This is a genomic window from Chryseobacterium sp. OSA05B (genome assembly GCF_019970065.1).
Classification (GTDB): Bacteria; Bacteroidota; Bacteroidia; order Flavobacteriales; family Weeksellaceae; genus Chryseobacterium.
In genome coordinates, this window is record NZ_JAHXYH010000002.1 from 261,538 (window position 1) to 287,829 (window position 26,292).

Annotated in this window: 27 protein-coding genes and 1 tRNA gene; 12 read left to right on the forward strand and 16 right to left on the reverse strand. The window is 36.2% G+C overall.

The features are described from left to right. Positions 1-14: 14 nt before the first annotated feature. The 4 genes from LC419_RS08585 (at position 15) to LC419_RS08600 (ending at position 1,885) form a co-directional block, all read left to right on the forward strand. Positions 15-581: a hypothetical protein gene (locus LC419_RS08585; protein WP_223606951.1), complete on the forward strand. Its 567-nt coding sequence runs from the start codon at positions 15-17 to the stop codon at positions 579-581. Positions 582-863: 282 nt separating this feature from the next. After that, positions 864-1,073, forward strand: coding sequence for a DUF3606 domain-containing protein (locus LC419_RS08590; RefSeq protein WP_223606952.1), 210 nt, complete (start codon positions 864-866; stop codon positions 1,071-1,073). Positions 1,074-1,116: 43 nt separating this feature from the next. Continuing rightward, complete coding sequence (locus tag LC419_RS08595; RefSeq protein ID WP_223606953.1) at positions 1,117-1,527, forward strand: hypothetical protein; 411 nt, start codon at positions 1,117-1,119, stop codon at positions 1,525-1,527. A gap of 127 nt (positions 1,528-1,654) precedes the next feature. Then, positions 1,655-1,885, forward strand: a complete 231-nt coding sequence (locus tag LC419_RS08600; RefSeq protein ID WP_223606954.1) for a hypothetical protein — start codon at positions 1,655-1,657, stop codon at positions 1,883-1,885. Positions 1,886-2,268: 383 nt separating this feature from the next. On the opposite strand, the gene LC419_RS08605 is transcribed toward LC419_RS08600, so the two are convergent. The 4 genes from LC419_RS08605 to LC419_RS08620 all read right to left on the reverse strand — a co-directional run bounded on the left by LC419_RS08605 (position 2,269) and on the right by LC419_RS08620 (position 6,305). Then, entirely contained in the window at positions 2,269-3,456 is a 1,188-nt protein-coding gene (locus LC419_RS08605; protein WP_223606955.1) for a hypothetical protein, read from the reverse strand. 148 nt (positions 3,457-3,604) lie between these two features. Continuing rightward, positions 3,605-4,369, reverse strand: a complete 765-nt coding sequence (locus LC419_RS08610) for a HEPN domain-containing protein (RefSeq protein WP_223606956.1) — start codon at positions 4,367-4,369, stop codon at positions 3,605-3,607. A 777-nt stretch (positions 4,370-5,146) separates the two neighbouring features. Beyond that, positions 5,147-5,233: transfer RNA gene (locus tag LC419_RS08615), tRNA-Ser, on the reverse strand. Between the two features lie 55 nt (positions 5,234-5,288). Then, positions 5,289-6,305, reverse strand: coding sequence for an asparaginase (locus LC419_RS08620; protein WP_223606957.1), 1,017 nt, complete (start codon positions 6,303-6,305; stop codon positions 5,289-5,291). Between the two features lie 81 nt (positions 6,306-6,386). Between LC419_RS08620 and LC419_RS08625 the strand changes: the two genes are divergently transcribed. Both LC419_RS08625 and LC419_RS08630 read left to right on the forward strand, forming a co-directional pair. Further along, positions 6,387-7,058, forward strand: coding sequence for an RNA methyltransferase (locus LC419_RS08625; protein ID WP_223606958.1), 672 nt, complete (start codon positions 6,387-6,389; stop codon positions 7,056-7,058). Next, entirely contained in the window at positions 7,055-7,702 is a 648-nt protein-coding gene (locus LC419_RS08630) for a hypothetical protein (RefSeq protein ID WP_223606959.1), read from the forward strand. The genes LC419_RS08625 and LC419_RS08630 overlap by 4 nt, the downstream gene beginning before the upstream one ends. A gap of 36 nt (positions 7,703-7,738) precedes the next feature. On the opposite strand, the gene LC419_RS08635 is transcribed toward LC419_RS08630, so the two are convergent. Genes LC419_RS08635 through tsaD form a run of 3 tightly spaced genes read right to left on the reverse strand, consistent with a single transcriptional unit; the run spans position 7,739 to position 9,906 of the window. Continuing rightward, positions 7,739-8,437 (reverse strand): 16S rRNA (uracil(1498)-N(3))-methyltransferase, encoded by a 699-nt coding sequence (locus tag LC419_RS08635; protein WP_223606960.1) that lies wholly within the window; start codon positions 8,435-8,437, stop codon positions 7,739-7,741. Positions 8,438-8,482: 45 nt separating this feature from the next. After that, the gene (locus tag LC419_RS08640; RefSeq protein ID WP_223606961.1) at positions 8,483-8,893 is read right to left on the reverse strand and encodes a hypothetical protein; all 411 of its coding nucleotides are present in this window, start codon (positions 8,891-8,893) and stop codon (positions 8,483-8,485) included. Then, complete coding sequence (tsaD, locus tag LC419_RS08645; RefSeq protein WP_223606962.1) at positions 8,890-9,906, reverse strand: tRNA (adenosine(37)-N6)-threonylcarbamoyltransferase complex transferase subunit TsaD; 1,017 nt, start codon at positions 9,904-9,906, stop codon at positions 8,890-8,892. The genes LC419_RS08640 and tsaD overlap by 4 nt, the downstream gene beginning before the upstream one ends. Before the next feature lie 4 nt (positions 9,907-9,910). Between tsaD and LC419_RS08650 the strand changes: the two genes are divergently transcribed. The 3 genes from LC419_RS08650 to LC419_RS08660 all read left to right on the forward strand — a co-directional run bounded on the left by LC419_RS08650 (position 9,911) and on the right by LC419_RS08660 (position 15,755). Beyond that, positions 9,911-14,701: a translocation/assembly module TamB gene (locus LC419_RS08650; RefSeq protein ID WP_223606963.1), complete on the forward strand. Its 4,791-nt coding sequence runs from the start codon at positions 9,911-9,913 to the stop codon at positions 14,699-14,701. Between the two features lie 134 nt (positions 14,702-14,835). After that, on the forward strand, positions 14,836-15,306 hold the full coding sequence (locus LC419_RS08655) for an Lrp/AsnC family transcriptional regulator (RefSeq protein ID WP_034703315.1): 471 nt from the start codon (positions 14,836-14,838) through the stop codon (positions 15,304-15,306). Positions 15,307-15,377: 71 nt separating this feature from the next. Then, entirely contained in the window at positions 15,378-15,755 is a 378-nt protein-coding gene (locus LC419_RS08660; protein WP_223606964.1) for a hypothetical protein, read from the forward strand. A gap of 17 nt (positions 15,756-15,772) precedes the next feature. Here LC419_RS08660 and gwsS read toward each other — a convergent pair whose 3' ends face one another. From gwsS to LC419_RS08680, 4 genes are all read right to left on the reverse strand, one after another. Then, complete coding sequence (gene gwsS / locus LC419_RS08665; RefSeq protein WP_223606965.1) at positions 15,773-16,843, reverse strand: grasp-with-spasm system SPASM domain peptide maturase; 1,071 nt, start codon at positions 16,841-16,843, stop codon at positions 15,773-15,775. A gap of 175 nt (positions 16,844-17,018) precedes the next feature. Further along, on the reverse strand, positions 17,019-17,921 hold the full coding sequence (gwsG, locus tag LC419_RS08670) for a grasp-with-spasm system ATP-grasp peptide maturase (protein ID WP_223606966.1): 903 nt from the start codon (positions 17,919-17,921) through the stop codon (positions 17,019-17,021). An 18-nt stretch (positions 17,922-17,939) separates the two neighbouring features. Beyond that, the gene (locus LC419_RS08675; protein WP_223606967.1) at positions 17,940-18,821 is read right to left on the reverse strand and encodes a hypothetical protein; all 882 of its coding nucleotides are present in this window, start codon (positions 18,819-18,821) and stop codon (positions 17,940-17,942) included. A 53-nt stretch (positions 18,822-18,874) separates the two neighbouring features. Further along, a complete protein-coding gene (locus LC419_RS08680) occupies positions 18,875-19,204 on the reverse strand; it encodes a hypothetical protein (RefSeq protein ID WP_223606968.1) in 330 nt (109 codons plus the stop codon). A 329-nt stretch (positions 19,205-19,533) separates the two neighbouring features. On the opposite strand from LC419_RS08680, the gene LC419_RS08685 reads away from it, so the two are divergent. From LC419_RS08685 to LC419_RS08695, 3 genes are read left to right on the forward strand one after another with little or no spacing between them, the layout of a single operon-like run. Beyond that, the gene (locus tag LC419_RS08685; protein ID WP_223606969.1) at positions 19,534-20,085 is read left to right on the forward strand and encodes a hypothetical protein; all 552 of its coding nucleotides are present in this window, start codon (positions 19,534-19,536) and stop codon (positions 20,083-20,085) included. Between the two features lie 33 nt (positions 20,086-20,118). After that, positions 20,119-20,583: a hypothetical protein gene (locus LC419_RS08690; RefSeq protein ID WP_223606970.1), complete on the forward strand. Its 465-nt coding sequence runs from the start codon at positions 20,119-20,121 to the stop codon at positions 20,581-20,583. Next, entirely contained in the window at positions 20,580-21,095 is a 516-nt protein-coding gene (locus LC419_RS08695; RefSeq protein ID WP_223606971.1) for a hypothetical protein, read from the forward strand. The genes LC419_RS08690 and LC419_RS08695 overlap by 4 nt, the downstream gene beginning before the upstream one ends. Positions 21,096-21,388: 293 nt before the next feature. On the opposite strand, the gene LC419_RS08700 is transcribed toward LC419_RS08695, so the two are convergent. The 5 genes from LC419_RS08700 to LC419_RS08720 all read right to left on the reverse strand — a co-directional run bounded on the left by LC419_RS08700 (position 21,389) and on the right by LC419_RS08720 (position 26,212). Next, positions 21,389-22,336, reverse strand: a complete 948-nt coding sequence (locus LC419_RS08700) for a transketolase family protein (RefSeq protein ID WP_223606972.1) — start codon at positions 22,334-22,336, stop codon at positions 21,389-21,391. A gap of 84 nt (positions 22,337-22,420) precedes the next feature. Further along, on the reverse strand, positions 22,421-23,275 hold the full coding sequence (locus LC419_RS08705; protein WP_291875108.1) for a transketolase: 855 nt from the start codon (positions 23,273-23,275) through the stop codon (positions 22,421-22,423). A 106-nt stretch (positions 23,276-23,381) separates the two neighbouring features. Next, positions 23,382-23,900, reverse strand: a complete 519-nt coding sequence (locus LC419_RS08710; RefSeq protein WP_223606973.1) for a hypothetical protein — start codon at positions 23,898-23,900, stop codon at positions 23,382-23,384. A gap of 111 nt (positions 23,901-24,011) precedes the next feature. Next, a complete protein-coding gene (locus LC419_RS08715) occupies positions 24,012-24,701 on the reverse strand; it encodes an SGNH/GDSL hydrolase family protein (protein WP_223606974.1) in 690 nt (229 codons plus the stop codon). 71 nt (positions 24,702-24,772) lie between these two features. Further along, positions 24,773-26,212 carry a sodium:solute symporter gene (locus LC419_RS08720; RefSeq protein WP_223606975.1) on the reverse strand — a complete coding sequence of 480 codons (1,440 nt, stop codon included), beginning with the start codon at positions 26,210-26,212 and terminating at the stop codon, positions 24,773-24,775. Between the last annotated feature and the right edge of the window lie 80 nt (positions 26,213-26,292).

Here is a 26,292-nt window from a genome sequence, read left to right on the forward strand (position 1 = left end):
ATAATAATAAAAAAATGAAAACAATATATTTGAAATTTTTAATGATAGGTTTAATGGCTAGCACACTATCATGTTCTGCTCAAAATCTTCCTCTAAACACACCATTTGCTAGTATTCCTAATGGTGCATATATAAAAGATACAAATAATGAATTAATTCCATTTACAGGCACTTACAAAGCTAATTTCGATGGAAAAGAAATTACTTTATTTATAACTAAACAGGAAAATAAGTTAGAACAAAGCGCTCAGAAAACCTATTATATAGACGCTTTAATTGTAAAGTACATTGTTAAAAATTCTTCGGGAGTTATTTTACAAGACACTCAAAATAATGCATCAAATATTGAATTTTACAGTTTCAAAATGAGACCAGCAAAAAATGCTTTACAGTTTATTTATACTGGCACAAATTGCCATGTCGGTTGGGGAGATATTTATTTAAAAAAGATTAATGCAACTCAAATCTCTTGGGAATATCGACCAGATGATATTACAACAACATCTCAAAGTTGCCCGGGTAATCAAGATACTACAATTTATCTTCCTGAAACAAAGGATTTGATTTTTACAAAACAATAATGATATAAACCGCTTTTCAGCGGTTTTTTTATGAGCGGTCTTTAATATTTTTTTAGCATCTTAGTAAAGTTAAATACTTGTAATATATATCAAACTAAGTTTTACTAAGTAGATAGAATTTAGTAAACAGAAAATGACTAAACAATTCTGGGATATTAATAGTATATCTGGTCAGGAGTAAAAATTAATGATTTTTAGTATACCCTATTCTGATTTTAGCCTGTTTCTTTCTTTTTTGGTATATCAGTATTATAAGTAAAAGATAGAGGCTAAAATCTGGATATGTCAGGAGAATCTATTATTTTGTATTTGTGGTTTAAATGTCAAACTGACAGTAGATTAGGTTTGGTTTATTTATTCTTGTTAAAAGGTTACATTTGGGAACTGGAATATTGGTCAATAAAGTTTTGGGTAATTAAAGATCAATTAAAAAAAGCAGTAATCGCAGTAGGTACATCTACAAGTGCTGTTAAAAAACATTTAGGTAAATAAATAAAGCTGTTATATTGACGGCTTTTTATGTAATATTATACTTATGGCAGTAATAAGAATTCGCTCAATGGGAGTTTTAGATGAAAAAAGAGTAATCAACTTAATACTCCAAGTAGTAAGTAGGGAGGGAAGATATGCTCTAAAAATAAAATCTAATCAAACTGATGAAGATTTAATGGCAAATAAGTTAGTGGAATTTAGAGTTTTAACGAGGAATATTTTAAGAGACTCAATAAACGGTGATTCTTTCGAATTTAGTGAAGGAGAAAATTTTGCTTTAGCAAAACTTAAGGGAGCATACGAATTTATTGAGGAAGAGAAAAAGAGATTAAACCCTAAATACACTATGCAAGTTTGGAATAAGTACAGTAACAATGCACTTGTTGCTGGTCTTGTAGGTACTATAATTGGAGGGATTGTTGTCGCAATAGTAACAATGTTATTAACAAAATAAATTAATAATGAGTAAAGAACTTTACACGCAAGCATCGAGATATTAGAATTTAGTTAGTATAGCTTTCAAATGCCCAAAAGGAGCAAAGAACGGTGCAGATTTAAGCTTTATGCAAAATGCAATGACTATGGAAAACGGAGATACTTTTGCAAAGCATTTAGGGAGTTTCGAAAAACAGTTTGATAAGGTTAAAAATTATACTTCTAAAGCATTAATAAAATTATCTAAGACCAAGCCATTTTCTACTGATAAAGAATTTTTCTTGGATTTAGAAAGCAAGATAAATTTTACAGAGATAACTTCACAGTTAATGGATATTGTTAACAAATCAATGGATAAAGTTTTGGAGTTGAGATAATAATTTCCACCAGCTCTCAGAGAGTCATGATGATGCATATATTCAATCTTTGATATTCCTATTATACAAAATAAAGAACTTTATAAATACCTTTAAACCATTACTGGCAAGCTGTTTAATATGACTTTAGAATCAATATCAATCAAAATGATGTATTCAAAATTAATTTTAAAATAAGATTTGTATCTAAAGAACATTTTATACGGTCTTCTACACGACAATAAAAGCTTTTTTACCCCAGCGTTCAAAGATTCTAGCCCTTATCTTTTTTTTCTGGTATATCAGTGTCAAAAAATAATTTGAGGGGCTGGAATATGTAAATGTTAGGAGAATGTATCGAAGTTGTTTCGCTTTGCATTTTGCCAATACAATATCATAGGCAGTCACAATGAACTGAATTTTGGATTTGGTTTTATTAGCATTCTGATAAACAACATAGTTAAACCAAAAATAAATTCTGCTTCATGCCTATTAGAAATACTATCGTCGTGCTTAACATGTTCATTTTGATATGTATTATAGTATTCAAGTGTTTTCTGAAACGTATTTCTAATTTCTTTACTTATTCCCAAATCTTTTTGATATTTACCAATTTCGGTTAATTGGTTTTCAAGACTTTTACTATTACAAAATATATCTTTTAGTAATAATTCTAATGTTAATCTTAAATTATCAACACCATCTCTTAAATCTTCATTTTTGCTATAATGATTTAATGCAATTTCAAATCTTTTTTTAGCTTTTGAAAAATTATTTAACCAATAAAGTGTTTCAGAAATTAAATCTTGTTGAGAGTAATTTTTAGCTGAAAAATCATTCAAAGACTGAAAAGAAGAAAATTGTTCTAAGTTATCAAATGTGAAAGGAGATTGTATATATTTTTGAACAATGGCAATTTCATCAATCTGCTTTTGCTTCCAATTTAGAAAAATTTCTTTTTTCTTTAATGATAGTGAATAGTTATTTACATCCTCGTATTCATATATTTTAGAATTTAGTTTTTGTATTAAAAGCTCGGTAAAAATCTTTTTTCTAAAAAAAATGATTTCTGATGATAATCTTGCCGATATTCCTTCTAATTCAATTTCTAAATTTTCAAATTTTCCTGCATCAACAAAATTTTCAATTCTAAGATTATACTTCTTACAGAATTCATCAATATCTTCATTACTTTTAAATATTGATGGGTTTTTTTGTATTAAAAGTTCTTTTATCGTTTCATCTTGTAGCGTAATTATTAATTGATTTTCCTTATGTTCAATTAATAAATTCCACACTTTTTCTGCCCAAATTTCAGTTATAAAATTTGCAAAATATGAAATTTCACCCAAAGAATAGTCTAATACATTTGTATAATATACTCCATTAAATAAGTCCTTTTCTACAGAAATTCTATTTTGTCCTTTAGTTGTTAAATTGAATTTAATTTTAAGAGGCTCTATTCTTGCCTGAATAGGCTCAATAGAAATTCCTCTAATTTTTTGAATAAAATTTCCATTTTGGGAAATTTCTATTTCATTATAAAAAGCATTGACAGTTAAAGACTGATTATCAAGTTGAAATTTTTTCATTTTTTAAAAAGATGCTGGAAGTAATTGCCTGTACCGGAAAAGCATTGGTGAATTGGGTCTGGATTGAATCCTTAGTTAGATCAAGATTGAGCAAAGGTAAAATCTGTTCCTATTGTCTAAATTAAATAAAGAACGATATTTTATCTATTTATTCAAATTTATTTATTCTATTTATAAGGTTCAAATAAAAATTGTTTATTCTTTCTAAACTACAAATTAACTCATCTCTATTTAAGTTTACTTCATCATCCAAATATCTCGCATTTCTACGTTCATTAGATAATTTGTTGAAGACCCGTCTTAATTCTAATTCATCTTCATGGCTAGAATTTTTATATCTTAAATTAAACGATTGATTAATTGCTTTATGATTTGACTTCACACCGATATTTTTGTTAGCTTCAAATAGAAGATTAGCTTTTACCATCAACTCAAATGCGCTGAAAGCATTATCTATATATGCATTATAAAAATCATTATTTAATGCATAATCGGCTGTTTTTAGAAATTGTATTGAATTATCAAGTAATTTTTTACAAGACTTTTTATTATATATAAAATCAAATTTTAATTGGTAACAATCTGTAAAACGAATTATTATGATGTGTCCACAGTCTAAATATTCTTCTTCATTAATATCAATTGATTCAACATCTTCAGAATTTGGAAAAAAATCTTTTACGGATTTGTCAACTCCTTCTTTTATTTTCACTTTAGCACTAACTTCATCATTAAGTCTAATGATATTTTGTCTTTCATCTGGAAATATTAAAGCTTGTGCAGCATATAGTTCAAAATTTTCATCTAATGTTTTATTTTCTTTTCTTCTTTCAATTTCTGGATTAAAATAGATTTCCATTAAATTTGTGAAAACATTTTCAACAAATATTTCATCCTGATTTTTTTCAATCATTTTCTTTCAATTTCTGGTAACTCCTAAATATACGCATTACGTTAATATTAAATATACAAATTATTTTTACTCTCAGAGCGAGATAATGGTACATATTCTCTATACCTCATTGTCTTATAGAAAAGTATCGATATTCACACATAATTAAGACCACGTAAACAACTTTAACCCTTTTCTGGTAAGCTGTTTGCAAAGTTTTATATTTTGCTTGGTAAATTGTCGATTGAGCAAGATTTTCATTTGAATTTTTAACGTTATACGGTATTTTATTTTAGACCTTATCTCTGTTAAAGTGGTATGAATATACCAGAATTTAGTTAAAAGCGAAAAAAGTGAGGTACGTTCGTAGACCGTTCGAGATTATTCAGCAGCTAACTACTTTAAAAATTTTTAGAAAAAATGGAGAGGTTAAGGTCTGTGTATAAAACCACCCCCTCTTTGTTCAAAAGGAAAGTCGATTTTTTTAAGGGAGGTAGGGGTTCATAAATTTTCATTCTGGAAAATAATTCCCCAAAAAACTTTTCTATAGTCCGAAAAAGATACAATATTTTCGTAGCCGTCTTGCTGATTTCTGTAAGAACCCGCATTGCTATTAATTTATGAGAGTGGTTAAGCAAAGAAATAATTATAGTATTTTAATCAATTAAAAACTTTTTAGCTCATTTTTAAGCAAATTAATATAAAACGTTATAACTTTGCAGTGGGGAAATGGTGGGGAATAAATCTATAGAAAACAAAGAAACCCGTTGGTTTTCAACGGGTTTCAATTAATGCTTGCAGAGAGGAAGGGATTCGAACCCTCGATACAGTTACCCGTATACTACCTTTCCAGGGTAGCTCCTTCAACCACTCGGACACCTCTCTATTTGAGATTGCAAAAATAGAGTAATTTCTGGAATCTGCAAATTATTATTCAAAATTAGTCAGTAATTTCTCCACAAAGACTTCTGGTGAAGTTGTCGGCAAAGGTTCCTGAGTAATTCGGGTTGTCTATAAGGTGCATCGCTTTGGTGATGGCACTTTCAGCCGTCATATCCCTTCCGCTGATCGCTCCGATTCTTGAAAATATATTGCTGTTTTCATACTTCCCGAAAGAAATACCTCCTGAAATACACTGACTTACCACCACGATCTCAGTTCCGTTGCTTCTGATTTCCTCAAGCGTTTCCTGCGTTTTTTCACTGCTGAAAATGGTTCCCGAACCGAAAACCTGAAGGATTAAAACTTTCATTTTTGGGATTTCTTTGAAATAACTCAGATGCATCCCCGGAAAAATACGCCAGAATAAAATATCTTCAGAAATATGTTCGTCTACATGAAATTCAACTTCAGGATCACAACGATAAAGATTGTCCTTAACAATATTTAAATGAACACCTGACTGTCCTAAAATTGGATAATTCGGGCTTGAATAGGCATCAAAATACTCCGCAGAATATTTCAGCGTTCTATTTCCTCTTAATAATTTGTACTCGAAATAAACGGCTACTTCCTGAATGACTGCTTCATCGTTTTCATAAAGACTGGCATAATAAAGACTGGTCAGAAGATTTTCCTTGGCATCTGTTCTCAGATCTCCTATCGGAAGCTGCGAACCCGTCATAATAACAGGTTTTCTAAGACCTTTCAGCATAAAACTTAAAGCAGAAGCCGTATAAGACATAGTGTCAGTTCCGTGAAGGACCAGAAAGCCGTCATACAGCTCGTAATTCTTGAGAATATAGTTCGCGATGGCCTTCCATTCCTCAGGTCCCATATCCGAAGAGTCCAGCGGTTTTGCGAAAGGATGGACAAACACCTCGCATTCCATTAATTTCATCTCAGGCATTTTTTCAAAAATATTTCCAAAATCAAATGCGCGGAGGCTTCCGGTTTCATAATCTTTTTCCATACCGATGGTTCCTCCGGTATAGATGAGCAGGACTTTTCTTTTCATGAATTACTTTTTAGTAAGAAATTGAGCCTCGTTCAGGTTCATAGCTCAAAATTACGTTAATTTGCAAAGATTTGAAAATGAATGGAAGATTTAGCGCAAACTTTTGAATACTTAACACAGTTTTTAACAGAGGAAAGACTCTCAAAAATAGAACATTTCTCTCAGGAAAGTTCCGATTTTGTACTTCCTGTGATGGATGATGTCTACCAGTTCAGAAATGCGGCGGCTATCATAAGATCTGTGGAAGCCTGCGCGTTTCACAAGGTGGTGGCCATGGAAGAGGAGAATGTTTTTGATCCCAACCTTACCGTAACCAAAGGTGCCGAAACCTGGGTGGAAGTAGAGAAAATGGCTAAGAATATAGCTTCCCTGCAGCATATCAAAGATAGAGGCTATAAAATTCTGGCGGTTTCCCTTGAAAAAAATGCAGTGATGCTCCCTGATTATCAGATTACAGAACCTATTGCGCTCGTATTTGGAACCGAGATGGAAGGGGTATCGGAAGAAGTGATAGATTTTGCAGACGAAACCTTGGCCATTCCGATGTACGGCTTAACGAGAAGCTACAATGTTTCCGTAGCCGCAGGAATCTGTATGTACGAACTGAAACAGAAACTGATTAAATCAGGCATCGATTATAAACTCAGCGAAGAAAAAAAGATGAAAATGAAGATCCGTTGGGCCGTGAATTCTATGCGAAGCGGAAAGCAGATCTTTGAAAAATATTTGAGAGACCATAACCTTACCCTATGAACAGAATAGCGGTCTTTATCTTAATCATTTTAAGCAGTTGTGGGAAAAAGGAAGCAACTGAAAAAAATCGTATTCAGGGTAAAGACAGTGTGGTACAAAACATAGAAATACATACCCAGCAGGAAGAAGATACTGTATCAATTCCTTTTTCCCAATCTCTGAAAGAAAATGGATATGTGTATAAACTTAAAGGGCTCGAAAGCTCTAACGGAGCAATCAATTTTAAATGCATCAACATATTTTACAGAAACAAACTTCATCAGAAAATTATTTTTGACACGGTATCTGTTCTGAACGAAAGGGAAGTGGTTTTTAATGTTGATAAAGATGCGAATTTTGACGGGTTTAATGATGTAGAACTCATTAACTGGGCCGGGAATTATGCTTATTCATCAAGCTTTTGGCTTTATAATCAAAAAACAAAAAAATACGATTATTACAAACCCATGGATACGATTCAGAATATTAAGATTGATGCCGGGAAAAGAGAAATTACTTCAGATTATCATATTGGCCCGGCTAATACTTACAGCAAAACCTATCAATGGAAAAATGGAAAACTTTTGATGATGAGCGCCTATATTGAAGAGGAAGGAGAGTTAATCCGTATGTACCGGAAGAATGGAAGAATCATTATAGAATAATGTGTTTTCTCCTTATTTCCTAATCCTTAATCCCTATCATCTCATCATCTTAAAATAATTCCACGCCGCCACAAACACTCCCGCAGTTTCAGTTCTCAGCCTTTGGTTTCCAAGTGAAACAGCTTTTACGTTACTGTCGGATAGAAACTGGATCTCCCTTTCAGAAAAATCTCCTTCAGGACCAATTAAAAACGTAATATTATCTAAATGCGGAATATTTTTTAACTCCATCCTTTCTAAATTTTCATTGCAGTGTGCCACGAAAGTCTTTTCTGGATTAATATTTTTCAGAAAATCAGGAAGTTTAATTAAATCATTAATAACAGGAAAATGAAATCGCAGACTTTGTTTTGAGGCCGCAATAGCTTGTTTTCTAAGTTTGTCTATACTGATATTTTTACGCTCTGTTTTTTCAGTTTGTAAAATGGTAATCTCAGAAATACCCATTTCTACAGCTTTTTCAACAAAAAACTCAATTCGGTCAATATTTTTCGTGGGAGCAATAGCGATATGAAGTTTAGGATTGAAATCCTGAGTATCTGTTTTAATTTCAGAAACCTCGATATTGGCTTTTTTCCCTTCGATCACTAATTTTCCGGAAGCAACATTTCCCTTACCGTCTGTTACGTGAATATCTTCACCATCCTTCATACGAAGAACTTTCACAATGTGTTGTTGTTCTTCGTCATTAATGATTGCTTTTCCGTTATTGATTTCGCCAAAAAAAAGTTTCATATACTGATATTTAGAATGCGTCTGAATTGTATTGAGAAGTGATGATTAAAAGGAGATTTCATTCTCGCTTAAAAATGCCACACCTGTTTTTATCGTGGTATAAACATCACCTTCACAGTCTCTGTATGAACATGCGTAAATTTCTTCAATCCACTTATTATTCATGAAAATTAAATTCAAATATTCGTTTTTTCTTAAATTATTTTTGATGGATAAATAATCTCCTTCTTTGGGCTCGTAAGCAAAACTAAATACATTTTCTGAATTGATTTTCTCTATGATCTCTTCCTTTATATTTTGAACATATCCGATTTCTGAACTGATCATTAAATAATCTTCGTCTTCAGATTGTTCTGTCACTTCGTTTTTTCCTATAATGGTTTCTAAAACCCAGTAATATTTTGAATTTTTTTTAGACTGCGTTCCCAGTACTTTTTCTTCTAAGAGTATTTTCATAAATCATATTTTGCAGTTGCGGACGTTTTCATATCCGTAAATTCTCCTCGCTCGTATTTAAGTTGAGCCACCATCGCAATCATCGCCGCGTTGTCTGTTGTATATTCAAATTTTGGAATGTAAATATTCCAGCCTAATTTTTCATGATTGTCCTCCATTGCCTTTCTCAAAGCAGAATTGGCAGAAACTCCACCTGCGATCGCTACTTCTTTTACATCTAATTCTTTAGCCGCTTTTTCAAGTTTAGCCATCAGAATTTCAATGATTGTTCTCTGAACGGAAGCACACAGATCGTTTAAGTTTTCTTTAATAAAATCCGGATTTTTTCTGACCTCCTTCTGAATGAAATAAAGGACAGACGTTTTAATACCGCTGAACGAATAATCATAATTCTCCATTCTCGGTTTGTTAAACGTAAAAGCATCAGGATTTCCTTCCTTGGCCAGTCGGTCTATAATAGGTCCCGCAGGATAGTCAAGATCGAAAATTTTTCCGATTTTATCAAAAGCTTCTCCTGCGGCATCATCAATTGTTTTCCCGACGATTTCCATATCAAAATAATCCTTCACCAATACGATCATGGTGTGCCCTCCACTTACTGTAAGACACAGAAATGGGAATTGAGGCGGCATAGGATTTGCATCTTCGATGAAATGGGCTAAAATGTGGGCCTGGAGATGGTTAACTTCAATCAACGGAACATTCAGACTCATTGCCAAAGACTTAGCAAATGACGTTCCTACAAGAAGAGATCCTAAAAGTCCGGGGCCGCGTGTAAATCCTATAGCTGAAATAGCATTTTGTTGTATATTTGCTTTAGTAATAGATTTTTCAACAACGGGGATGATATTTTGCTGATGCGCTCGCGATGCCAGTTCCGGGACCACACCTCCATATTCTTTATGGATGGCCTGATTCGCAGCAATATTGGACAGAATACAGTTTCCCTTGATGATAGCTGCTGAGGTGTCGTCGCAGGACGATTCAATACCTAAAATTATAGAGTCGCTCATAATAATGGCAAAGTTAGAGAATAATAACGAGAATGAGAATAAAAAATCTGTAGCTGAGAACCTAGGTGATCAGGTACAGAAGACTGTGGAGAATGTAGAAGGCGCTGTGAAGGAGACCGTTAAAGAAGCATCTGAACTGGCATCAGATGCCATTCATCATCCCGTAGAAACGGCTGAAGAATTTGGAAAGCAGGCGGTCAAAGATGTGACCAGCTACTCCTGGTGGGCCAAACTTCTCCTGATCCTTTTCTGGCTGGGAGTTATTCTTGTTGGAGGAATCCTTACGGCCATTAATCTTCCGGCAACCAAACAGTGGGCAGCAAATCAGGCACTTCAGATCGTTAACAAAGACTTTAAAGCCGGAATGTCTACGGAAAGTGTAGAAGTGGATTATTTCGGAGACGTTATTATAAAAGGCTTAAAAATCAAGGATTACAAAGGCCTTGAATTCATCAAAGCCAGAGAATTTCGTGCGAATTCCGACTGGATGTCCCTTGCCTACAATGCGATTTCAGGGAACAGCAATTCATTAAGTTTTAATTCCCTGACTCTTGTCAATGCCGATGTAAAAGTCATCACGTACAAAGGCGACAGCATTTCCAACTTTATCAGATTTACACAGCTTTTCGACAGCGGAAAGAAGCGGGATCCAAAGAAACCTCCTTTTCAGCTGAATTCCCGTGTGCAGATCATCGATTCAAAAGTTTCGATCGTTAGCCAAAACTCTCCGGGAGAACCGGGAAAATGGCTGACGGCTACAAAATTTAATTTAATAGCGCCTAATGTAAAGGTGAACGGACCCAATATTTCCGCGCTGATCAATAATATGTCCTTCGTCACGGCAAGATGGGGAAAATCTCACTTCGTAGATACCTTTTCTACGGAGCTCTCTTTGACCCATGAATTCCTTTCCTTAAAAGACCTTACGCTGAATACAGATCATTCACTGCTTCAGGGAGATATTAAATTTAATCTTCATGACGGTTCATGGTCCGATTTTGCAGACCGTGTACGCTGGGATATGAATATCAAGCAGGGAAGCCAGTTGAGCGGATATGATATCAGCTACTTTGTGACGAACTGGGATAATTTTAAACCCTTCAATCTGGCCGGGAAAATGACCGGTCCACTGAATAAATTCTACCTGGAAAACTTCCTGATCAGAAATCCTGACGTCAATATTGCCACCAAAACCATGAGAGTCGACAGGCTGCTGAAAGGAAATTTCTCCATTGAAACCAATGACCTATCTGTAGATTTTACCTATAAAGACCTTAAAGCGATGATGCCTTCATTTATTTCCAAAAAGATGAAGAATTTCGCGGACGATTTTGGGAAACTGAAATACAACGGAGCCGCCAAAGTGGACCCCGGGCAAATCTATGTTTCCAGCGGAAATCTGATGACGGGAATAGGGCAGGCGAAGATCACTAAACTTTCATTGACAGGATACAGCACAGCGATACCTAAATATTCGGGATATCTGGAAGTAAAAGACCTGAATACATCTGTCATTACCAAAAATAAAGCGGTCGGTCTTATCTCCGGTAAATTTGATCTTAACGGGCAGAGTTTTGACGTCAATACCATGCGTCTCACCACCAAATCCCAGATCAGCAGCATTGAGATTATGGATAAGCAGATCAGTAATCTGTATCTGGACGGTTTACTAGACCATAAAAAATACAACGGACTTATCACCATCAATGATGAGCAGGCAAAAGCTACTATTAAGGGACTTATTGATTTCAGTACCCCAAGGATTATGATGGATGTGAATGCAGACGTCACCCATCTGAATATGAATTATTTTACCAACAAACCGGGAAGCCAGATTGTGAGCGGCCAGGTGGTAGGTAAAATGTCCATGTCTTCCATTAATGATCTGACCCTGGATGTGGATGCCAATAACCTTAATTTTGCTACAGCAACACAGAAATATATTGTTCCAAAAGCAAAGCTTAAAACCTTTTTAGAAGCTGGCGGACGTGTGATAGAGGTCGATGCACCGGGAGCTGCCAGTGGTAAGATTTCAGGAAGATACAACCTTGGTGATCTTGTGGGAATGATGGAAAACGGTATCGGAAGAATATTGGTAGGACCTCCGCCGAGAAAACTGTACAGAGGTCAGAGCTTCAAGATGAATTTTGATGTTCAGCAGGGGGTTGTGAATTACTTTTTGCCGGATCTTAAACTTCCGCAGGGTGCTGTGGTAGAAGGAGAATATAACGGAGATTCCAATGACCTGATCCTGAATCTGGATGCAGCTTCTCTGAAGTATATCATGACGAAGAAGGAAGAAATCACCGACGCAGACAAAGCTTTGGCAGCAGCTAATCCTGAATATAAGCTAAATGACCGGAATAATATTTCCAGAGACAGTGCGATGATAGACAGTGTGATGGTAAGAATCAATACGGCTAAGCTTGATGAGCAGCTGTATGCAAGGATCAGTAAGCTGGTGTATAATAAAAATATCATCAAAGATTTTGAACTCAGAGGAAAAAATGAAAACAATACGGCACTTCATCTGGCAACAACATTTAAACATGGAAGTCCGGAGGATGAGCTGAGTGAAAGTCTTAAATCATACGCCATTAATGTAGATCAATCTACCAATGCGGCGGGAGATTATGTTTTCAGGTTTGAGCCTACAGAAGTGAAGTTTAATGATGTAACCTGGGCCATAGATACAAGTCCTGAGCTGGATCACTCCATTACCTATAGAAAAAATACAGCTGATTTTGATATCCGTAACCTGCGGGTGTTTTCAGATAAAAGTGCCCTGTTTATTAAAGAAGCCCAATTTAAATCGGCGAAAGACTTTTATATAGATGCGGATATTGAAGAATTTGCCGTGGAAAAGCTGCTTGAAATGCAGTCCGGAGGAAACCCTATGGGAATCAAAGGTCTTGCAAACGGAAGTGTGAAGATCAAAATGGATAAGAGCACGCTGCAGCCATTGGTAGACCTTACGGTAGACAATATCATGATGAACGGAAATGAAATGGGCGACCTTACGATTTCCGCAACTAATGGATTCTCGCTGAATGTTTATGATGTAGATGTCAAAGTAACTTCTGCCGGAGTTCTCGGAAATAATAACCTGCATCTTACAGGTACGGTAAACAATAATACCGCTTCTCCTACGATCGATCTGACCGCGGAAATGCGGGATTTTGACCTCGCTTTTACCCAGCAGTTTGTTCAGACTGTTTTCGGAAATATAAGAGGAAAGGCGACGGGTGACCTTAAGATCAATGGAAAACTAAGTAATCTGGATTACAGCGGAGATATCGCCCTGAAAGGCTTCGGTCTGAAACTGCTTTTCACTGGGGTGGATTATTCATTTGACGATACGGTGATTCCACTTTCCAAAGGACTTGCGATCCTTAACAATATTGAAGTACATGACGGAAGGACGAACTCTAAGGGAACAATCTCAGGGGCGATCCAGTTTGAAACGATTTCTTCTATGGGGGTCAACTTAATTATGAGAGCAGACAATCTTCTGGTACTGAATACCTCACAGAAGGATTTTGACCTGTTCTGGGGAAGAGTGTACGGACAGGGAGATCTCTACGTAGACGGACCTGTTTCCGGACTGAGTATTTCCACTCCTAATATGAAGGCACTGAACGGAAGTACCTTTACCTTTAATTCCAGTTCTACATCCAATGTGGAAGAATTTAAAATGCTGAGGTTCCTGAAAGAAGGAAAAGACGGATTGATCACGCTGGAAGAAAAGAAAAAGACGGGCGCGAATATGAATATCGACTTCAGTCTTGATGTGGATAAAGGAACTACCGTAAACGTACTTGTGGGCGATGACGTAGGAAATATTACCGTAAAAGGAACTGCAGACAGGCTGAGATTCCAGATGGGAAGGCGTGGAGGAATTGCAATGAACGGTACTTATAAAGTAGATAACGGTACGTTTGTTTCTAAAGCGATTCTGAATAAAACCTTCCAGATCCAAAAGAACAGCAGCATCAGATGGGATGGTGATGCGATGAAGCCGGCGCTTGATATTACAGCCAATTATGTAAGAATGGTATCGAATGCTGGTGAATATCTAAGTATGGGGAAACTGCAGCCAATCAGTGTATTGCTTCAAGCGAATATCACCCAATCTTTAATCAACCCGAAAATAGATCTGAATGTGACCGCTCTCGACGTATCCAGCCAGGTAAAGGAAACATTGGCAGCCAAGATGAGCCAGGAAGGAGAGAAAGTACTCCAGTTTGGTTCTGTATTGCTGTTAAGTACCTTTAATGTCTCCAACAGTGGAGGAGTGGATTTTGATGTGGCGGGAGTCGCGGAATCTTCCGGATATAATATGCTTCTTAAACAGTTGGGTTCTGTATTGAATACAATGAGTAACGAGTTCCAGATCGATCTGAATTATGTAAAAGGTGATCAAAATTCCAACACTGGTGACCGGGCTAATGCCGGGGTAAGCGTAGCGGTTTCGCCTAGAATAAATATCAAAACCGGACTGGGTATTCCACTAACAAAAACCGAAGGTGCCCAGAATAATTACCTCTCCGGGGAAGGATCCATTGAATATGATGTTTCTAAAAAGAATGACGGTAGTCTCGTCCTGAGAGGCTATTCCAAACCTACCAATATCGGAATGGTAAGTACGAATGGTTCTGCAAATCAGGCCTATGGTGGGGGAGTTGTGTGGAGTAAAAGCTTCAATTCTCTCTTTAAAAAGAAGAAAAAAGATAAAAAACCCACAGAACCTAAAACGGAAATAAAAACAGATTCTATAAAATCAAATGCTAAATAATCTGAATATTTTAATGATTTTTATCATCCGTGTTAATTATTGTTAATGTTTGATATAATTTTTTTAGTTAAATAATTTTTTATAAATTTGCAAAAAATACATGGATTTTTTAAGAAAATTGTAATTTAACTAATATGAACTATCAACTGGACGAAATAGACAAGAAAATTCTTGATTTCTTAGTAGAAAACACAAGAATGCCTTTTACAGAGATTGCAAAGCAGATGGATGTTTCTGCGGGAACAATTCACGTAAGAGTGAAAAAAATGGAGGATGCAGGTATTATTTTGGGATCATCTCTTAATATCGATTATGGTAAGCTGGACTATCACTTTACAGCTTTCATTGGGATCCTTTTGACAAAATCAAACCGCACTCAAGAGGTATTGAAAGAATTATCAGTACTTCCGAACGTAATCGAAGCGAGCGTTATTTCCGGGAAATATAATATTTTCTGTAAAGTAAGAGCTAAGAATACGGAAGATGCAAAAAGAATTATCTATCAGATAGACGACATTCAAGATGTAATGAGAACCGAGAGTATGATCTCCATGGAAGAGTACTTGAGCGACAAAAACAGATTGATCAACGCTATTTCTATATAATTCAAATTTTAAACGAATAAATATACTGAAGAACTTATGGATTTATTCATAAGTTCTTTATTTTTGTACCTATGGAAGAATACAGTTACTTTGACGAGGATCCGAAGAAAGGATGGGGCTTTATTTTAGCATTTGCAGCATTGATGCTATTTACAATTATGGGGCTTGGAATTGATGTGGATGAATATCTGCAGCACGAGTATCTTCAGATTCCGAGGTGGTATTTTTTCGTTATCTTTTCCATTGATCTTCTGATGATGATTGGGCTTATCCTGATGTTTTTCTACAGGAAAGTGGGTATATTTATGTTTCCGGCGCTGCTGGTTCTGCATTTCTTTATGCACAATTACTACCTGTCTACCTTTTTATACACGGATGTAACCAATCTTTTCCTTTTCACGGGGTTTGGAATGCTGGCTATTATTCCGAAATGGAAGTTTTTCAGATAGAACTTTAAGCTCTACCATTAATTCAGTCCGTAGAATCGAATAGCCTGCTGTTTTAACGGGTTTCTGCTCCATTCCTCCCATTTCCCCGTATACGGATCGTAACCGCATTTAAGGGGCTTTGATGTGTCTGGTCCTTCATGGTTTTGATGGGGGCTTTCTGTGTAAGCCCGGCAATCTGTACAGATATATCTGAATTCACAGTCTTTGCAAACTTCTATCTGATCTTTAGTGATATTCCAGTATTTTTTGAATCCTGGTCTGTTCAGGGCTTCTTCAAGGGTGATGTCATAGATATTTCCAAAACTTTCAGGCATTAAGGGACAGTTTCTGATGTTTCCATGAACGTCTATTCCAATTTTTTTGTGGAGACAGGAATTATAATTCATAGCCTCTGTTACTTTTGAGATATTGGTATTGAAATAGTTCAGATCTACTTTTCCGCAGGAGGAAATTTTCAATGTTTCTTTTGTAAAATGTAAACTGAATCTGAAAATATCCTTTGATGTAAATGGAATTTTTGAACAGCTATGAAATACTAAACTATAAATTCGTTCAACTGTCTGACTAAGAGAGTCAATAAAGTTTTTATCTACCTGATCGTGGAATGGCGAAATAATTTCAATACCGTTTAAAACAGAACCCTTAAATTTTGAGTCGATATCAAGAAAATTTTTAAGCGAAAGTTTTTGATGACTGAATAAAACGAGATGCTTCACTCCCAGATTGTCCACACTTTGTTTGATTTTATCCAGAATCAGATAGCTGTTGATTTCTATGAAAATATTTGAAATTTCATTGGGCTCATAGAATGTATAGGAGAGGCGTGGAAAATTTCTATCCCAGTCTTCTTCTGTTACAAAACCATATTCTTTTTCGAGCAGCAGACTCATATATTCCTGAATGACTCGGGCAGATTCTTCATCATCATTTTTCAGAATATTTTCTATGGATTTCGTCTTCAGTTCCTCTATGATTTCGTACAATTCCAGAGGATACAGCTCTGAAAAATTCCTTTGGAGATCAGAGATCAGGATACGTGTAGAGCCTTTTGTGACGCGGATATTGTTGAATAAGTTAAAGTACGTCATAAAATTCTTGTAAGCGGTTTTAAAGGTTTTTCTCTGACATGATGTTCCGTCTGGTATTTTTTGCTTTGTACAAAATACATCAGGTTACTATGGATTTTGCCGACGTTTTTGGTTTTAAAGATTTCTAGGTATTTAAATGTAAGCGGCAGTTTATTTTTTTCGTTGTACAGCTTTTTCATAGGTATTCGGCTATTTTTTGCTCGAGGAAATAATTGCATGTACCGGACATTCCCATGAACTGGCCAATGGGATTGATCTCCAGGAAATAAAACTTTTCTCCTTTCTTTATAAAATCGATGGAACCTGAGTTAAGATCTAGAGACTGCATAAGCAGATGTATCTTTTCTTCCAGATGAGAGGGAAGATGATAAGAGACATTTCTATTGGGTTTTATTTCGTTGTATTTTCTGAAATCTACTTGAGTCTGTGCATCATTTTGTGAGAATATGGCCATAGACCAGCACTGACCGTTTAAATAAAATGTCCTTACTTCGAAGTCTTTTTCAATTTTCTCCTGAAAAAAAGTGATGAAAAAATCTCCGTCTTCGGTGTCTTTAACCACGGACGTATACATAAAACCACCGGAATTCTTTTTTATTTCATCCAGTGTGACGTTGCCATTCAATGTTTTTATAATCGTCTTTTCTACCTCCACATCGTCAGTATTTTCTGCTAAAAAATAGTCTGGAACATTAAAGCCGAGATCTTTTGCCATGTCCAGGACAATAAGTTTATTGACATCACTGTTACTTTCTTTGTTGATACTTCTTTTGGATTCCAATATCTTCCGGACGTAGCCCTCAAGCCAGAACTGTGTTTCCGTCATATTCAAATGGATGGATCGATTGGCATATTTTAATCTTTTAAATTGTAATCCTCCCCTCCGGTACCAGACACTTTTAATGTCATCAAGAAAGAATGTATTGCGGCTGCTTTCGAGAAAAATTCTCTTGTTCCGGGTTTTGATCTCAAAAATTTCATCCTCATGAATACGGATGAAGGGCTTCTTCATTGCGAGAAGATATTTAATAACTTCAGTGGTTGTAATCTCATTATTTTGAGAGATAATCAGGATCATAATAAATTTAATGATTATTTATTTTCTTTGGAATTCTTTCGTCATTTTTGAAGACTGTTTGAATGTGGGAAATCCTACCGCTTGTCGGTCGCGGTTTACTCTTACAGAATCTTCAGCATTAAAATTCGTGTCATAATGCATATATATACCGTAAATAGGATGTAAATAATGAATGTACTGGTACTTATCTACCATCTCAATATAATCCCTTGGGGCACATTCACCGGATCTTACATATTCCAGTAATTTTGTCTTGAAATAGTTATAGTGCTCTGTTCCTGCCATATGATTAAGAAGGGTTCCCATATGCATAAGCTGTTCATTGTTTCCATAAAGTCCTATTTTTTGTCTTGATGGAAAACCATAATTTTTAAAGGTCCAGATCAGAAGTTCTGCATTTTTTCTGTCATTCATTTCAACAGTTGGTCCGATACGGTGATTATGCTGATCACGATCAAACGCAATGCTGAAGGAGTCAATTAATACTTTATTTAGTCTTTGATTCCACTGAAGAATTTTTCTTTCTAAACTAATGCTGTCAATTCCGTATTTTTTGTAAAGTTCAAAAAATTCTGGTTCCTGCCTTTTGTATTTCCAATTAGGAGCAGCCTGTGCGATGAGCTTTTCAAGACTTCTTTTTCCACCAAAGTTTTTACGATACCGGTCTGCATACCTTATATACGTTTCATATTCCTCCATTCGTTCATTCTGGGCAGGAGGGTATTTCCTGAATAGCCTTTTGTACTTCCTGATCGTTGCTAAAGTATCCCTGTCAACTCTATGAGTACTATCAATTGCATAAATTGTATTGTAATAATTAATAAAGCTAAGCTTTTTACTTGTGCAGGAAATGAAAGTTATGATTGTCAGAAGCAGGAAAACAATTTTTCTATATTTCATCACCAATATATTTTAGGCTTTTAAAGAGAGGGGGGAAGATCCCCCCTTCCTATTTAGTCAACTGTTATAGTAGAATGAACCTTTCCATCATTAATGATTTTGGTGTCACCAGTATTACCAGGGTTACCATTGGCTCCGGTTTCTTGTGTTGTTCTAACATTTGTACCACCTCCGAAAATTACTTTTGAATTTTTCAGCTTCTTGTTTTCCAATGAAGAAAAGTTCTTCATTCCTTGTAATTTTTTCATAATTGAATAATTTTTAATTAATATTTGTGTTGCCATATCATCCCTGGCATTGGGGTTTGTCATTTTGCATTTCAGCCCGTACTGTACACTTACAGGCAGATTTGCCAAATGCTGCATCAACGTTGATGGTTTCAAAACTATAGATTATTAAATCTCTTTTAAGGGATTTAATGTGTGGATTTGTTGTAAATTAGGGAGGGCTTTGTGTACGGTTGTACAGGTTAAAATAAATCACAGGAGATCATAAGGCTGTAAAATTTTGTCAACCGGGGATTGAAAAATGTAAGTCCTGATTTTAGAGATTAAGTAAACAGATAAATAATCCGATATTTCCATGTGTATGCAGTGTGCATACAAAAAAATACAAGAGAAACAAGGCCATGTGGCTATTCGGTACATTTAATTTTTCACCTATTTTTGTACATTGCCCACCAAAGGCAAAACCTAAATCACAAAATCTCGGAATGCAAAATCTTAAACAGCTCAATATTGATTTAAAAAATTACCTTGAAGAAAAGACAGGACAACTTGTTGATGCTCTTGTACAAGTGCTCAAAGGGGAAAGCGCAGAGTATCTGAGCGGAAAGACCAAAACAGATAGGGTAGCTTTTTATTTCGAATATGAATATGATTATCTGGATATCACAACACGGACTGTAGACCAATCCGGAGCGGTCATAATCAACCCCGTTTTTTTATTCCCTCAAAGAGAAAAACGGAGCGATCAGAAAGAAGACTGGAACGCGTTTTTACCGGAACGGATATGGACCGCAGCTACAGATTTTCAGGAAAAGTGTGAAAATGATGAGGACTTCGATGATGCATGGGATGAATACAATGAAGAAAAATATGAGCTATTTGAAAACTGGTTTTTTGATGGGTGGAAAAAAGCTTCAGCACATACGGAAAGCAAGATAGACGCTTATTTTTCAATTCACGATACCTACTTTAAAACAGATCTGAATACCTGGCAGACGATCAGCGATGACGAAATTGCAAAACGGTATACATCATAAAATAAAATACATTAAAATATATCACAATTTATTATGAACACTTATCAATTTTACAAAAGAGACGGAAACCTGTTAATTTTTAAAAACCAGCCAGTATTTGTAGCCGTATTGGCTATTCTTACATTCATTGCTGCAGGATTCTCTTATAAGTATAAAATTCCTTTATTAGCCTTATTTCTTGTTGCTTTTGGAGGTCTTATGATCGCCAATTTCTTTGCGAAAAAGTTTGTGATTGATCCGCAGCAGCAGACCATTACCTGTAAGCCTAGTATTTTTGTTCCTACAAAGATTTATTATTTTCAGGATTTCACTCATTTTGAAGTGTTGGCGATGAAATATCTTGGCTTTATCACAACCAATGTATTCCTGAATATCTATTTTGAGGTGAATGGAAAAGAGAAGAAATTTGCGGTAGGACAGGCCCTTACGCATAAAAGCATACAGAAAATGGTGAACGAAACAGAAGATATTATGCGCTTAAATGAAAATGTACGATGAATAATACCAAAGACCAATATAAATTTGAGAATAATGGCAGTGATATAAGCTTTATGCCTAATTACAACTTCATACACACCTTAAAATGGTGTTTGGGAGCAGGTATTCTTGCCATTCCGGTGCTGTATTATTTCAGAAATATACTGTCTCAGAATGCCTTTACCATTGCTGCTGTTGTATTAGGAATCTACATGATTTATTTTCTGTGGGATCTTCTTTTTAGAATTCCTGTAAAATACATATTCGATAAGCGGGAGAAGTGTATTTACCGAAAACTATTTCTTACCAAAAAGATCATGAGTTTTGATGAAATGACTTATTTCATCAATGAAGACAGCGGAGGATATTATTATGTGATTGGGAAAAAGAGAAATCAGTTTGTTAAAAACTACAGAATCAGTAATTATTTTTCAGGATCTAAAAAATCCCGTCTGAGAGAGGATGAATTCCTTACGAATATATTATACCCCGTACTCGATGCCATAGATGTCCCGATCAACAGACCACATTAACGGCGATGTATAACGCGCGGGTTTGAGAGTCGGAGCGTTTTAGAGTATATGAGTGTAAAAAAAGTTACTGGTTAACGGTTGTTTGTTGGCAGTAATTAAGCTTCACATTCTAATAGTTTAAGTCTAAGTTTAAAACCTGATATCTGGTGGCTGAGGACCTCGAAGCCACCAGCTCATACTATTTAAGATCTGATATCTGATATCTGATGTCTGGCATCTAATATCTTAACTCCAAAAAAAGCTCGGGCTGTTTCGAAGAAACAGCCCGAGCCCGTATATGATAGTCAATCTGACTAGTTAGCTAAAATTCTCTTCACAGCTTCTTTTACAGCCTCTGAATCGATTTTATATTTCTTCATAAGCTCAGCAGGCGTTGCAGACTCTCCGAATGTATCGTTTACGGCTACGAATTCCTGTCTTGTAGGTCTCTTTCTTGCAAGCATACCCGCAACAGATTCTCCTAAACCACCAAGATAGTTGTGCTCTTCAGCTGTAACAATCTTACCTGTTTTTTCTACAGATTTTAAGATGATTTCCTCGTCTAAAGGTTTGATTGTATGGATATTGATCACCTCACAAGAGATTCCTTCTTTTTCAAGCTCGTCTGCAGCTACAAGAGACTCCCAAACAAGGTGTCCGGTTGCAACAATCGTTACATCAGTACCTTCCTGAAGAAGAATTCCTTTTCCGATTTCGAAAGGCATATCTTCCGGAATGAATACAGGAACGGTAGGTCTTCCGAATCTTAAATATACAGGACCTTCAAAGTCAGCAATAGCGATAGTCGCTGCCTTAGTCTGGTTGTAGTCACAAGGGTTGATTACGGTCATACCCGGAAGCATTTTCATCATTCCGATATCTTCCAGAACCTGGTGCGTAGCACCATCTTCACCTAAAGTAAGACCGGCATGAGATGCACAGATCTTTACATTTTTTCCTGAATAAGCGATAGACTGACGGATCTGGTCATACACTCTTGAAGTAGAGAAGTTCGCGAAAGTTCCGGTAAAAGGAATTTTTCCTGTGATGCTCAAACCTGCAGCAATTCCCATCATATTAGCCTCTGCGATACCTATCTGAAAGAATCTTTCCGGTGCTTTTTCAATGAATTTCTCCATTTTCAAAGAACCGATAAGGTCTGCACAAAGTGCCACTACGTTAGGGTTTTTGTCGGCAAGTTCTGCTAATCCGGCTCCGAATCCTGAACGCGTATCCTTTTTTTCTGTATATGTATATTTCATTTTTTTTACTAAAGTTTTTAATAATGGATAAATGATATTTCTAAGGATGTCAAAACACCATCACTTATCGTGGATTATTGATGATTAATAATCAGCGGGAGCTTCCAGATATAATTGTTTGAATGCGGTTTCAAGCTGCTCATCATTAGGAGCTTTTCCATGCCATGCATGAGAACCCATCATATAATCTACACCGTAGCCCATTTCTGTATGAAGAATGATTACTACAGGTTTTCCTTTTCCTGTCTCAGTTTTTGCTTTTTCAAGAATAGCAATTACCGCTTCAAGATCATTACCGTTTTTCTCTTCCAGAACAGTCCATCCGAATGCTTCAAGTTTAGCATGAAGATTTCCCAAGCTCAATACATCATCCGTATCCCCATCAATCTGACGTCCATTGTAGTCAATCGTTGAAATAATATTGTCAACTTTCTTCGCTGCAGCATACATCAAAGCTTCCCAAACTTGACCTTCCTGAAGTTCACCATCACCGTGAAGCGTGTAAACAAGAGAAGTATCTCCGTCAAGTTTTTTACCCTGAGCTACACCAAGCGCTACAGAAAGTCCCTGACCAAGAGATCCGGAAGCGATTCTGATACCCGGAAGACCCTCATGAGTAGTAGGATGACCCTGAAGTCTTGAATCCAGCTTTCTGAAAGTTTTAAGTTCTTCTACCGGAAAAAAGCCAAATCTCGCTAATGTAGAATAGAAAACCGGTGAAATATGCCCGTTTGAAAGATAAAAATGATCCTCATTCTTACCCTCCATTGTAAAAGGTAGCTTATAATTCATCACCTTTCCATACAGCGCTGTGAAGAATTCCGTACAACCTAAACTTCCGCCCGGGTGTCCTGAATTCACAGCGTGAACCATTCTTAAAATGTCTCTTCTGATCTGCGTAGTAAGAGATTTTAACTCTTCAATACTTTTACTCATTATATCTGATTTATTTGCACGCGAATTTACAATTTTTTCACGGCTTACGGAAATGCAAAAACCCGGACTTGTGATCCGGATTTAGAATTATTTCAGAGAAATACTGGTTTTAACAGCCTTCGTTAAGGTATACCGATATTTCTGTAATAATATTGTTAACAAATTTAAAAGTGAGTTGAGTTCCGGCGTCAAGGTCTTCTAAGGTGAAGTATCCGGTATCTTTCAATCGTTTTTCACCCTTGTCATCCCAGGCAGGATGTACCGTAAAGCTGGGGTGATTTCTGTAGGCATTAATAAGGTCATCTTTTGTATTTCCAATGCCGATACCGCTTTTTGTTTTAAATTTTTTACTGGTAGTGGTAAGTCCCATAATGCTTGCCGCATTGGGTTTTGCTTCACTGATATAAGTTTCATAAAGATCGATCTGGATCAGTTCACCATTGTATTTTACATTGTTTTTGAACTGTCCGTCCGTTATTTTTAATTTTGTACCGGCTATTTTTTCTCCTTCTGCTTTTTCCATAAAGACTTTGTAAGGTCCCATTCTTAAAGTGGAAACCTCAAAATCCTGCGCAGTCATAAGGCCGAATGTGAGCACGAATACGAAAAGTGAAATAATTTTTTTCATGGTTGATAATAGATTGTATAGGGGTTTGAGAGGTTTAGAGTTAATAGGTTTTTGGGAATATTACTGGCTGACATTCGTTGGTTCGTAGGGTCTGATGTCTAATGTCTCATCTTAATTCTTTCCCAATGCTTTATCAATAGCCTTTTTAGCAATAGTTTCCATAATAGTATAACCTGCCGGATCGGGATGAATTCCGTCACCTGAAAGACCTTCACGCATACCGCCCTTGTCATTACGCATGGGTGTATTATAATCGATGAAAGTGATTTTGCTGCTGTGAGAATATTGTTTGAGTCTTGTATTTAAGGCATCTACTTTTTGAGCTACATCGGTGATTTCCTTACGCCACGGAAATGCAGCTGCAGGCAGTGCAGAGGCAATAATTACCTTTATCCCGTTGCTTCGGGCAATATCTGTCATGGCTTTAATATTATTGAATGTAAAATCCGGATCATAGGCTCCTGAGTTTTGAGCAATATCGTTGGTACCGGCATTGATGATCACCAGTTTCGGTTTTAAAGCCACCACATCATTTTGAAATCGTAAAAGCATTTGTGAAGAGGTTTGTCCACTGATCCCCCTGCCTACATAGTTATTGTCAGAAAAAAATGCAGAATGACTTTTTACCCAGCCTTCCGTAATGGAATTGCCCATAAAGACCACATCCACTTTTTTCTTCACATTTAAAATGGCTGTATTGTCTTCTCTGTACCTGGCCAGATTAGCAAAATCAACAGCACTTTGTGCATGTACCAACTCGCCTACAAGTAAGCCAATAGCTATGAATAGGGATAATTTCATATCGAATGTTATCTGTTATAAAATCTAATTTTCAATAGGAACGGGCTTTAACCCATTTACAAAATTAAATATTATTTCTTTCTGATCAGCCAAAGTCCTATGAAAGTCAACAATCCGTTGATGATCAGTAATTCAAGCCCGATCTTGAAATCTCCGAATAGGTTTTCCTGGTATTTATCAATAAAGAATGAGATCACCGGTGCTGCAATACATACGTAAGGAACCAGTTTGTCATTCACTTTGTATTTTGTGAAAATTCCGAAGGCGAAAAGTCCCAGAAGAGGTCCGTAGGTGAATCCTGCAAGCTTTAGAATAAGCCCGATCATGGAATTGTCATTGATCATTTTAAAAATAACCACCATAATCAGGAAAGAAAGGGCCACAATTAAGTGGATATTTTTTCTGAATTTTTCTTTTTTGGAATCATCCCAGTCTTTCTTTTCTTTCATGCCAAAAATATCGATGCATAAAGAAGAGGTAAGAGCGGTCATAGCACCATCTGCACTTGGAAATAACGCTGAAATCAACGCAATAATGAAGATGATGGAAATAAAACCTGGCATATGATTCAAAGCTACATCAGGGAAAAGCTGATCTCCTGCACTCGTTACATGTTCCTGTGCTCCGTAAAGGTGAAGAAGTCCGCCCATATAAAGGAATAATGAGATAACCCCAAGAAGAATAAATCCTAATGTCACCATGTTTTTCTGCGAATCCTTCAGTCTCGTTACCGATAAACTTTTCTGCATCATTTCCTGATCGATTCCCGTCATTGTAATCGTGATGAAAGCTCCGGCCAGGATCTGTTTCACAAAGAAACTTTTCTGGTTCGGGTCAAAATCAAAAATTCTGGTGTAGCCTTTATCCTGCATCGCCGTAAAACTTTCGCCAAAGCTTAAGCCCAGATGATTCAGCATATATACCGTACAGATGATTAATCCCAAAAGCATACATGAAGTTTGTAAGGTATCCGTCCAGACAATGGTTTTTACCCCTCCTTCATAAGTATACAGAATGATCATCGCTAAAATAATCAGTGTCGTTACAATAAACGGAATACCTAAACTGTCCAGAATCGTAAGCTGAAGAATATTCACCACCAGATACAGTCTTGCAGTGGCACCTACCAGTCGGGAAACAATAAAGATCCACGCTCCCGATTTATAAGACAGCTGACCCATTCTCTGCTGAAGATATCCATAAATAGAAGTCAGTTTCAGACGGTAATACAAGGGAAGAAGAACATAAGCCACCACCATATAGCCGATAAGATATCCCAGTGTGATCTGCAGATACCCGAATTTATCATTTCCTACTGCTCCCGGAACACTCACAAACGTAACACCGGACAGCGAGGTCCCAATCATCCCGAAAGCTACCAGCATCCAATTACTCTTACGGTTTCCGATAAAGAAACTCTCATTATCACTTCCTTTCCCTGTTTTGTAGGCTACCCACAGCAGGAGTGCGAAGTAGACGATAATAATAGACAGTAATATAATTGGAGACATAGTTTTTTCAATTAAAATTTTACAAATATAGTTTTTTTCTGTTCTGGTAAAAGAAAAAGCCTTTCAGATGTTAAACTCTG